Below are 5020 nucleotides of genomic sequence, written 5' to 3'. Positions count from 1 at the left end.
ATTTTCAAAATAGCGCGCGTCGCCGCCGCAAAGGACCACCCGGCAGTCGGGCGAGGCTGCGCGATGGGCTACTACCAGGCCATTTATCTCAGCGATCAGCCCGTTCATCACCCCACTCAGCATCGACAGTCGGGTACTTTTCCCCAGCAGAGGTACCTCGGTTTCCGGTTCGACGAGCGGAAGCCGTTGCGTAAACGAGTGCATCGCTCTGAATCGCATACGCATCCCCGGCGAAATGGCCCCTCCCTGAAAACGTCCGGCCTGATCCACCAGATCGTAGGTGATGCAGGTTCCCATGTCGATCACCAGCCGATCTTCGGCCGGAAAGAGAACGGCTGCTCCCACCGCCGCCGCAATTCGGTCGGCACCCAATGTGTCGGGCGTATGGTACTCTTTTACGAGCGGAACGGGCGTTTGGCTGCTTAGAGCCAAAATCGGCACGTTTGGTTGGAGCGCCCCCCGAATTTTTTCGACTTCATGGCTCACCGACGAAAAAATAACGTGTTCGACGGAAGCCGAACGCAGAGTACTAAGCAATTCAGAGAACGTCAGCCGTGATTCGTGACGCCGTAGTTCGTCGCCTTCAAACCAGCCGACTTTGGAAAAAGTATTGCCTGCGTCCACCACTAAGTTCATAATTCCGCAAAAGTCCCCTTTTATTTGCACATAAACTAACTGAACGCAGAGGGAGACGGGGTTTGGCTCAGAATCGTTTGCCTCGTTGCTTCAAAATGTTGCAAATAGCTACGGTTTGGAACAAAAAGGCCTTGATTTGCATTTATAAAAGCGTCGGCGTATATTCGCGTTCGATCCCTTCCGCCAATAATCTCTGCTTTTAATCCAAACTTGCCGGAACAAATTGTTCCCTCTTATTGCTTTCTCCGTCTTATCGTAAAAATATTCGAGACGCTACGCATCAAAACAAAAACCGCATAAATTGTAATTTGGTGAAATTGCGTTATCATTGCAGCCGATTCCAGCTTTTGCCATTCCCAAGTTTCCAGAATTAACCCTCGCGCGGACTACCCCAGGGTTGCCTACCTCCTTTTATTGTTTTCTCCCGACTGCCCCGTCGTTTGAGCCGATGTGATTTTCCCACAAGCTTTGTTTCTACTACCTATTAATTCAAAATAATCATTACCAATTACTTACCCGGTAGAGTCTCTCTCTACCCACCCATTCCCCTATGCTTACAATTGATGAATTGAATTTGAAACTCCTCTCGGAGTTGCGCACGATTGCGGAAAAATTTGACGTGAAAGACCACGGCAAGCTTTCTAAGAAAGAGCTCGTTTACAAAATCCTCGGCCAACAAGCCGTTATGCCGGGTGTAAGCGCTTCCGACGTTTCTGCTTCTGCTGAAACTGCTGTGGCCGAACCCAAGAAAAAGCGCGCCCGCCGTCCGGCTGCATCGAACGAAGAAGCCGCGCCCGAAGAGCCCGAAGAGACTGTAGCTAGTGAGTCTTCCGACGAAGATAAAAAGCCCAAAACCCCGGTCCGCCGCAAGGCGACCGCCAAAGTTTCTTCACGCTCGGCCAAGCCGACGAAAAAGGTAGTATCAGAAGCTGGGACTACTGACGAAGCGATTGAAGGAGGTGATACTTCGAAAGACTCGGGCGTAGCGCTGTCCACTGAGCCTGCCGATACGGAAACGCAGGATGCCACTGCGAAGGAAGAGAAGACGGATGATTCGAGATCGGATACCGAAGAACAGGGCGGAAGCGACAAAAACAGCAATGCTGACAAGGGTTCTCGCCCGAAAAAGAACGATCGGCAAAATAACAGTGATCGTCAGAGTGGTATTGACCGCCAAAGCAGCCAGTCCCGCGAGGATCAGACCAACAAGATCAAGCGCAACTACAATAACTACGTGCGCGAGTTCGATGGCCTCATCACCAACGAAGGCGTACTGGAAATAATGCAGGATGGAGGCTACGGCTTTATGCGCTCGGCGGACTACAACTACCTCGCCAGTCCCGACGACATTTATGTGTCTCCTTCGCAGATAAAATTATTCGGCTTGAAAACGGGCGATACCGTCAAAGGCCAAATCCGCCCGCCTAAGGAAGGTGAAAAGTACTTCGCCCTGCTGCGCGTCGAACTCGTCAACGGTAAAACAACCGAAGAAATCCGCGACCGCGTACCATTCGAGTATCTGACTCCGCTATTTCCCGAAGAACGCCTCAACCTCAGTAGCCGTCCCGACCAGTATTCGACACGGGTAGTAGATTTGTTCGCGCCTATTGGCAAGGGACAACGCGGTATGATCGTGGCACAGCCTAAAACGGGTAAAACCGTTTTGCTAAAAGAAATCGCCAATGCCATCACGCGCAATCACCCGGAGGTTTTCCTTATCATATTATTGATCGATGAACGACCCGAGGAAGTGACAGACATGCAACGCAGCGTTCGGGCCGAAGTAATCTCTTCGACCTTCGACGAGCAGGCCGACCGGCACGTGAAGGTGGCGAGTATCGTGCTGGAAAAGGCCAAACGTATGGTCGAGTGCGGTCACGACGTGGTGATTTTGCTGGATTCTATCACGCGCCTGGCGCGGGCTTACAATACGGTGGTACCTTCTTCCGGTAAGATTCTTTCCGGCGGTGTGGATGCTAACGCCCTGCACAAACCCAAGCGTTTTTTCGGCGCGGCGCGTAACGTGGAGAAAGGCGGCTCGCTGACGATAATCGCTACGGCTCTGATCGATACGGGCTCCAAAATGGACGAGGTGATTTTTGAGGAATTCAAAGGCACAGGCAACATGGAGCTCCAACTTGACCGTAAACTGGCCAATAAGCGGGTTTATCCGGCCATCGACGTAGTGGCTTCCGGCACCCGCCGTGAGGACCTGCTGCTCGATAAAGAAACGATGCAGAAAGTATGGATTTTGCGCAAGCACATGTCCGACATGAATCCTATGGAATCTATGGATTTCATCCTCGATAACATGAAGGGAACCCGCAACAACGAGGAGTTTTTGATCTCGATGAATCGTTAGATTTCCTGTCCTTTTACAAAAAGCCCGCTTTTTTTCGAGAAGCGGGCTTTTTTTTGATTATATAAAATAAAAAGTATGCTTTGTTGGATACATTTCGGCGAGGAGCGTGACATTCAGTCGCGCCACTCGTTAGATAGGCTACCCCAACTTCCTCTAAATACTATGTCAACCAACAATGCACCCTGGTGGATTGCCCTGTTCGTATGGATGGGGCTCTCCACCTATTGGCACGTCTGTAAAATCAAGGAAATGTGCTACGAAGCTGCTCCCGTCACAACCGGGACAGCAGAATCCCCGGCGGTCGAGCCGCTGTACATTACCGATGGTAGCGGTCTGGATCTGCGGGCCGATGGTAATTTCGGTTTTGTAAAGTCCGGGGCCGAGGCCAGCATGAGTCAGGTTCGTACTGAACTCGATTCGCTGGTTGCCTACCTCACTGCCAATCCCGGCAAGCGGCTGAATGTCGTCGGCTACTATTCATCCGCCGAAACCAACGGCACCACCTATCCCGACCTGGGCATCGCCCGTGCTGAGGGTGTCAAAACCTATCTGGTCAGTCAGGGCGCGAATGCCGAAATGCTCACGACGAGTAGCCAATTGATGGGCGATATCGTGTTCAGCCCCGACTCCATGCGTGGGGGAATAGATTTAGTTGTTAAGGACCCTATCCCCGACTCGGAGGAAGGACTGGCCAATGCCCAGAAATACGAAGGTGTCTTTAAACCAATGGATCTCTACTTCCCCACGGCTAGTGCTAACTACATTAAGACAGATGCCAATCGGCAATTTATCGAAGAAGCCCAGAAGTACCTGGCTACAAACCCTGACAAGAAACTCCTTTTAACCGGGCATTCTGATAACGAGGGTGAAAAAGCCTCTAACCTGAGGCTGTCAAAACAGCGAGCCGAAGGGGTGAAGAAACAGCTGATTCGCACGGGCATAGCCGCCGGCCAACTCGTGACCGAGGGCAAAGGCGAAACCCAACCGAAGGAATCCAATAATACCGCCGAGGGCCGTCGCGCCAACCGACGGGTGGACATCGTAGTGCAGTAACTAAACCCAACCTTCCCCATGTTTAACTTAAATCCCCTAAACAATCCCGATGCCTGGTGGCAGCATGCGCTAATGCTGTTTGTGGCTGGTACCATTGGCTACATCATCGGCTATCGCAGCCGACGCGGCCTAATCGTAGACCTAGAAGACGAACTCGCCGGATTAGACGCCCAGCTTGATGATTGTCAGCGTACACAGGAGGCTTCTACGCCCGTAGAGGTTCCGGTAGCGGCTATTCCTCCTGCGGTAGTAGAGGCAGAAAAGCCAACCCCATCTGCCGTAACGGAAATTCCCGTAGTGCTTGCCCCCGAACCGATGGACGCCATTGTGGCGCAAGTAGCCGAACTACCCGTCGCACCGCCGAAACACGACAACCTTAAGATAGTGGAAGGTATCGGACCGAAAATCGAAGAGTTGCTGAATAAGGAAGGCATTGTCACGTTCCGGCAATTGAACGAAGCCAGCTACGAGCGACTCAAGGATATCCTCCGGGCGGCTGGGTCGCGCTTTCAGATGCATGATCCTGAGTCATGGTCGCAACAGGCCGAATTCGCCGCCGAGGGCAAATGGGACGAACTCAAAGCCTGGCAGGAAGAATCGAACAAAGGCCGTATTTCCTAACCCTGACCCCTCGTTTATTATGCTGCTCTTACAACTTGAACCACTAAACCTTCCCACGTCTATTGTCGAGATGCTCCTCTTGCTGGCATTAGCGGCCTTTATCGGTTGGCTACTGGGGCGATTAACCAGATCGGGTCATATCAACGAACTATGCGAGTCCATCGCCGAGCGCCGCGCCGAACTGGACGACTGCCGCGCTAGTCTGGTGGTGACGGCACCTGTAGGCGCTGCAACACCGATCGTGAGCAATTTTACTACCCCAGTACCTTCCGTGGAACCTACGCCCGACTTACCCAATCCCACTCCCGTCGCGATGGCATCAATTCAGTCGGCGGCGGATAATCTGAA

General features: G+C 52.4%; 4 protein-coding genes and 1 pseudogene. 4 read left to right on the top strand and 1 reads right to left on the bottom strand.

Annotated elements, in window-relative coordinates; all coding sequences use genetic code 11:
* Nucleotides 1-636, bottom strand: a 636-nt coding sequence (locus ACEW8P_RS22100; RefSeq protein ID WP_373515238.1) for a type III pantothenate kinase, incomplete at its 3' end; no start/stop codon positions are given.
* Between the two features lie 550 nt (nucleotides 637-1186).
* On the opposite strand from ACEW8P_RS22100, the gene rho reads away from it, so the two are divergent.
* The 4 genes and pseudogenes from rho to ACEW8P_RS22080 form a co-directional block, all read left to right on the top strand.
* The gene (gene rho, locus ACEW8P_RS22095; protein ID WP_373515237.1) at nucleotides 1187-2998 is read left to right on the top strand and encodes a transcription termination factor Rho; all 1812 of its coding nucleotides are present in this window, start codon (nucleotides 1187-1189) and stop codon (nucleotides 2996-2998) included.
* 162 nt (nucleotides 2999-3160) lie between these two features.
* The gene (locus ACEW8P_RS22090; RefSeq protein ID WP_373515236.1) at nucleotides 3161-4051 is read left to right on the top strand and encodes an OmpA family protein; all 891 of its coding nucleotides are present in this window, start codon (nucleotides 3161-3163) and stop codon (nucleotides 4049-4051) included.
* An 18-nt stretch (nucleotides 4052-4069) separates the two neighbouring features.
* Nucleotides 4070-4672, top strand: a complete 603-nt coding sequence (locus tag ACEW8P_RS22085; RefSeq protein ID WP_373515235.1) for a hypothetical protein — start codon at nucleotides 4070-4072, stop codon at nucleotides 4670-4672.
* 19 nt (nucleotides 4673-4691) lie between these two features.
* Nucleotides 4692-5020 (top strand): annotated as a pseudogene (locus ACEW8P_RS22080) (hypothetical protein); the annotation flags it as partial.

Source organism: Persicitalea sp., from assembly GCF_041751555.1.
Classification (GTDB): Bacteria; Bacteroidota; Bacteroidia; order Cytophagales; family Spirosomataceae; genus Persicitalea.
Note: the sequence above shows the minus strand (reverse complement) of the source record. Positions and strands in the feature narration are given on the sequence as shown.